At 34.9% G+C, this 7024-nt stretch carries 2 protein-coding genes; both read left to right on the forward strand.

The features are described 5' to 3' along the window. The first annotated feature begins 6 nt into the window (after positions 1–6). Positions 7–6777, forward strand: a complete 6771-nt coding sequence (locus tag ACFVT8_RS24435; protein ID WP_387086404.1) for an amino acid adenylation domain-containing protein — start codon at positions 7–9, stop codon at positions 6775–6777. A 29-nt stretch (positions 6778–6806) separates the two neighbouring features. After that, positions 6807–7024: hypothetical protein (locus tag ACFVT8_RS24440; protein WP_387086407.1), on the forward strand; the 218-nt coding region annotated here is incomplete at its 3' end.

Here is a 7024-nt window from a genome sequence, read left to right on the forward strand (position 1 = left end):
GATGTCGTGTTTGGAGCTGTCGTCTCTGGGAGACCACCAGAAATTAAAGGAATTGAAGAGATGGTTGGCTTATTCATAAATACTATCCCGGTACGAATTAAGGCCAGTGGGAATAAAACTTTCCAAGAGTTATTGCATGATGTTCAGCAAGGAGCTATTGAATCGAAGCGTTATGACAATTATCCCCTAAATGATATTCAAAGCAAGAGTGAGCTAGGGAGTAATTTACTGGATCATATTTTGGTATTTGAAAACTATCCTATTCAAAAAGAAGTTGGCAAAGGAATGCTTGAAGCATCGGGGCTGATGGTAAGCAAGGTAGATGTGTTTGAACAGACAACTTATGATTTTGATATGACAGTTATTCCTGAAGATAATTTAATAGTAAAACTAACTTACAATAATAATATATATGAAAACGCTATTATTCATAGATTGATTGGGCACATAAAAATAGTAATCGAAACGGTTGTTGAATATCCTACAATTTCATTGTGTGATATTGATATTTTAACTGAACAAGAGAAAAGGCAGCTGGAGCAGTTTCATGGTGAACAACTCTACTTTCCAAAACATAAGACATTCCATGAACTGTTTGAACTTCAGGTGAAGGAATCCCCAGAAGAGATTGCACTAATTGATGGAAGTCATAGTATTACTTATTCACAATTAAATCAATCTGCAAATCATTTGGCAATGAAGCTAAGAGGCAAAGGAGTTAGGACAGGAAAAATTGTAGGGATATTATCTGAACGGTCTATCCATGCTGTTGTAGCAATATTAGCAGTAATGAAAGCAGGGGGAGCCTATCTACCATTAGATGCAAACTATCCGGCAAATAGAATTAGTTTTATATTAAAGGATAGCAATTTGGATTTCTTACTAATACAAAAATCTTTACCAGAAGAGGTTATTTTTTCAGGTGAGGTGATAGATCTTCTAGATAAAGAAATAGAACAAGATGAACAGAGTAAAATTTCTAATCTCAGTAAGCCAGAAGACCCTGTCTATATAACATATACTTCTGGGACAACAGGTGAACCAAAAGGAGTTGTAGTAGAACATAAAAGCCTTGTTAACATTTCTTATGCCTGGAAAAAGGAGTATGAACTAGACAAGTCAAAATCAAGACTTCTTCAATTAGCAAGCTTTTCTTTTGATGTTTTCGTTGGAGACATTTCTAGAGCGTTGCTGAACGGTGGAGTTCTCGTTTTTTGCCCGGATGAAGTTAGGGTAGAGCCTCACAAATTATATGATTTAGTTTTAAAATATAAAATTACAATGATGGAATCCATCCCATCATTGATATTACCGTTGATGGAATATGTTCATCAACATAATCTTTCGTTTGATAATTTGAAGTTGTTAATTATTGGTTCGGAACCATTGCCGATTGATAAATATAAGTGGCTGTTGTCGAATTTTGGTACAACAATGCGAATAATTAACAGCTACGGCATAACAGAGGCAACCATTGATTCGAGCTATTTTGAACTTAGCGATATTGGCGACGAAATTACAGGAATGACACCAATTGGTAAGCCGATGCAAAATATTTCCTTCTATGTTTTGTCCGAGCATATGACACTCCAACCAATCGGAGTACCTGGCGAATTGTATATTGGGGGAGTTAGTTTAGCTAAAGGTTATCTTAATAACAGCGAGCTGACTCAACAACGGTTCATCACATCACCATTCAGAGAAAACGAACGCCTTTATAAAACAGGAGATTATGTTAAGTGGCTTTGTGATGGAAACTTACAATTCATTCAACGTGCGGATCAACAAGTAAACATAAGGGGCATTAGAATAGAACTGAGTGAGATAGAAAATAGTATATTGATGCACCCAGATATTAATGAGGTAGTAGTTATTACAAAACAAGATGATAAAAATAGGAATTACTTATGTGCTTACTATACTGATCAAAGCGTTATTACGAAACAGAACTTAAGGAAATTTTTAGCTTGTAACATACCTTTATATATGATTCCTGATGTTCTTATTAGACTTGAAAAACTTCCCATAACCTCAAATGGTAAAGTAGATCGACAAGGATTAATCGAGTCAAGAGAAGAAACAATAACCCCCCGTACAAAAGTTAATCCTAGCACTCCTTTGGAATCAGACCTATTAAACATTTGGAAAAGAGTTTTCAACCGAGAAGATATTGGGGTAATGGATAGCTTTTTTGAGTTATCAGGAAGTTCTATATTGCTAATGCAGTTGTTAGCAATTATAAAGGACGAATTGCAGTTGGAGTATTCTCCTAAAGATATTCTAGAGGCAGATAATGTCTATGGATTAGCTGTTTTAGCTGAAGGTAAACGTGTTCTACATGATAAAGAAAATAATTCCCTAATAGTGTCAGATTCAAAAAGACAGATTGAGCCATTCCCTTTAACTGAAATTCAGAAGGCCTATTTAATAGGAAGAGATGAGCGGTTTGAAATCGGAGGAGTTTCCACACATAGTTATGAAGAATTTATTGTTTCGTTGGACATGCAAACCTTCAATCGATGTATTCAGACTCTGATTCAAAGACATCCAATGCTAAGAACGGTTATGCTGCCAAATGGAACACAGCAAGTATTGAGAAATGTACAAGAATTTAATGTTAAAGTGGTTAATTTAACCGGATTTTCTGAAGACGAAATTGAAATGAGAGTAATGAAACAAAGAGAATTAATGTCACATTACGTGTTTAACCCGTATGAGTGGCCATTGTTTGATATTTTCGCGTTTAAACTTGACGATGAACGATATTATTTTTGTGTAGGTGTGGATACCTTAATTGCTGATGATTTTAGTATGAAAATAATCGAACGTGAATTTCAGCAATTATATAGCAATCCTGATAGTGATTTGCCAGATTTAGAAATCACCTTTAGGGATTATGTTCTTGCCTATGAGAAAATAAAGGAATCAGTATATGCAAAAGATAAAGCATACTGGCAAAGCAAAATTAGTGCGTTCCCAGATATTCCTAATTTACCTTTAAAATTGAGACCTAATCAATTGAATAAACCTAGATTTAATAGGTATTCAACTATCATTGAAAAAAGGGACTGGGATGTTATAAAAAAGAAGTGTCAGCATCATAAAATTACGACTGCTTCCTTACTTGTTACGGTCTATTCTCAAATACTTGCATTTTGGAGTAATCAACCTCACCATGCAATAATTCTTACATTTTTTAACAGGTATCCATTGCATAAGGATGCGGATAAGCTTGTTGGTGATTTTACTTCACTTCTTGTACTTGATATTAATTTACAAGATTCCGATGTTTGGGAGAATGCGGTGAGAATACAAACACAAATCTTAGAGGCTGTTGAGTATGGGTTCTATGAGGGTACGGAATTTTCGAAAGACTTAGTCGATAATCGAAATTATAATGCATTGGCACCATTTCCATATGTTATTACATGTATTACTCATAACGATGACCAATTGCAAGAAGAAAAGAAAATTATCCAGAGTGAGCACATGTATAGTAGTAATCAGACATCACAAGTATTTATCGACAATCAGGTGAGTGAAAAGAAAGATGGATTGCATATTGTATGGGATTATGTGGAGGACTTATTTGATGAGGGTATGATTTCTTCAATGTTTGATAGTTATGTCAATTCACTCAAAGCATTAGCGGTAGACACTTTGAATGCATATCCACTTCATGTAATTGACAACAATGAACTCTTGTCACTTTATCCTGTAGAAGATATACAACAACCGAAATTACATGAATTTTTTATAAAAACCACAAAACGTGTACCATTGAATAATGCACTTTTTTATAAAAACGAAAGTTGGTCTTACGAGGAATTAGACAGGTGTTCGGATAAAGTAACGCAACAATTGAGACAACAAGGCGTGCAAACAGATCATATGGTAGGTGTAATAGCTGAACGAAGTCCCGGAACTATTATAAATATATTAGGCATATTAAAAGCTGGAGCAGCTTATGTGCCTATTGACCCTAATCATCCACCATCACGCAGAGAGTATATTCTCTCTGACTCAAATTGCAGTTATTTACTGGATGAGGATTATTATCTTACTGGAAATGATTTGAAGATAGAAGTTAACGAAAATCAAAATACTCAAACTTATGATGGCGAAGATTTAGCTTATATTATGTACACCTCAGGTAGTACAGGGAAGCCAAAGGGAGTAGTGATTACCCATGAAGCTGTAAGTAATACAATTTTAGATGTTAATCAGAGGTTTGGTATCAATTCTAACGACCGTATGCTGCTACTATCCTCACTATGCTTTGATTTATCGGTGTTCGACATATTTGGCGCTTTTCAAGTTGGAGCAGCTTTAGTTTTAAATGAGGATCCTAAAAATAGTCGAGCATTAATCGAGACAATAGAACAGCATCAGGTTACCGTCTGGAATTCGGTTCCAGCTCTAATGGATTTGTTCCTATCTGCAACTCAATATTTATCAAATTTCAATGCAAGCATTAAACTAGTATTACTAAGTGGAGATTGGATACCTATCCAACTACCTAAGAAGATTAAACAACGATTCCCGCTCGCCAATATTGTTAGCTTAGGTGGAGCAACAGAGGTCTCTATCTGGTCGATATATTACCAAATTGACAAGGTGTTAGATGATTGGACAAGTATTCCATATGGATATTCTCTTGCTAATCAGTATTGTTACCTTTTAAATTACAAACAAGAAATTTGTCCAATTAATGTGGAGGGAGAAATATATATTGGTGGAAAAGGTTTAGCTCTTGGATATTGGAATAATCCTACGTTAACAGATCAATCATTTTTTGAACATTCACAATTAGGGCGGATTTATAAAACCGGTGATTGGGGAGTTATGCGTAAGGAGGGATATATAGAGTTTTTAGGCAGGAGAGACCAACAGGTAAAGATAAATGGGTATCGAGTAGAATTAACTGAAATAGAAAAATACATCTTAGAAATTAACGGCATTAATAATGTAGTTGTTGCGGTCACGAAAAAACCACCTAATAAGAATGTGCTTTATGCTTACTATGTTTCTAACAGGAAAATACCTGTCAACGTTTTTAGATTCTACCTATCTAAGAAACTACCAGCGTACATGATTCCAACACACTTTATACCTGTAGATGTGATTCCATTAAATGTTAATGGAAAGGTGGATAGAGATTTACTTGCACAGACATATTCGGATGCGGAAACGAAAGAGTACGTCGCCCCAGAATCAGAAAAGGAAAAAATACTTGTACAGGTTTGGGAAGAAGTATTAAATCTAGACCGAATCGGGGTTCATGATAACTTTTTTGATTTAGCTGGAGATTCAATAAGTGCTCTTTTGATAATAGCAAAATTACAAACACACCATATGAAACTTGATCCTAAGTTCTTATATATGTATCCAACAATTAGGGAAGTATCAAATTTTATTGAAAACTATCAATTAACTGAAGAGGACAAGGAGACGGTGGTTGGAGAAATTAGGTTAACTCCAAGTCAGTGTTGGTTTTTTGAAAAACAGTTTATTGAGATGAACAAGTTTAATCATATTATATTGTTGTTGAGTAAAGAAGGGTTTAATCGAGAGGCAATTAAACATTCAGTGGAACAACTTATCCTAAGACACGATGCGTTAAGAGCGGTCTTTACATTCCAAAACGGTAAAGTTCATCAGTTTATTAGAGATTGTGCCAATGAACTTTTTCTGTTTGAGGAAGTAGATTTGTTCGGTGTAGGTGATATTGAAACACATATGGTCCAACAAATAGAACAAATGCAACAGGACATAGATTTAAGTAAAGGGCCATTAGTTAGGTTAAAACTATTTAAATTACCAGAGGGAGAGCACCTAGTAATTACAGTGCATCGTTTGGTAGCGGACCACTACTCTTTCGAAATACTTATTGATGAGTACACTATGTTGTACAAATCTTATAGCATTGGTCATGAAATCAATCTACCTATGAAAACCGATTCGATTTTGAATTGGCAACAGAGAATTGAAAACTATGCTTTCAGCCCTGAAATCTTGCAAGAGTTAGAATATTGGCGTTCCCAAGTAAATGCTGAGATAAAGAAACTTCCTAGGGATAGAAACATCATCCCTAACAAAGTGGCAAGTCTTGGTATAGAAAGGTTAGTTTTTAACGAACAGGAAACTTCACATTTAATTTTTAAAACAACCCAGCAATCAGTGGATATAAAAGCCCTTCTAGTCTCTGCACTTGTATTCTCGATAAACAGATGGACAGGTTTTCAAAGTGTTCTTATTAATTTAGAGGGTCATGGACGTCAGATAAACTCTGATATTGATATTAAGCGTTCAGTGGGATGGTTCTCCACACAATACCCAGTTTTATTCGAGATTGATCATTTGATTGATGAATTTGATACTCTAAAAAAAGTTAGTCAAACGTTAGAATCGGTGCCAAATAATGGTGTTGGATATGGAATACTCAAATATATTTCTGACTTAAAAGAACATACAGAATGTACCGTAAAGAGTATGCCGGAAATTCATTTTAACTATTTAGGGTTAATCGAACAGACAGTGAATTTGGATGGAATATCAGTTTTACAAGTTAGTTCAAAGGTAAAAAGTTTTTTCGAAGATATTACTATTTATCCAATTCAAATCAATGCATATTTAAATGAAGGAAGGCTTGTGATTGAATTCAATTATAATGATCAAGAATTTCATAGGGAAACAATATCGAAATTGGCTGAAACGTACAAAGCTTATTTTATGACAATGACTTTTGATGAACTTGTTTACAATGTTGATACCTAAACTGTAATTATAAAAGGAGGTTGGAGAATATGGACATATATTTAGAGCACATGAGGATGGCTAGTGGTAAGTACGAAGAAGGAAAGCGCTATTGGTTAAATAGGCTGGAAGGGTTGACTGATTTCAGTCGTTTTCCGTCAGATTGTAAACAGAGTCCGGATCAGGAATGGGTAACTGATACTCAAGTAATTTATCTATCTAAAGATGTTAGAAGTCGTATGACCCGGATGGCCGGAGGATCAAATCT

The organism is Lysinibacillus sp. NPDC058147 (assembly GCF_042884205.1).
In the GTDB taxonomy this organism is placed as follows: Bacteria; Bacillota; Bacilli; order Bacillales_A; family Planococcaceae; genus Lysinibacillus.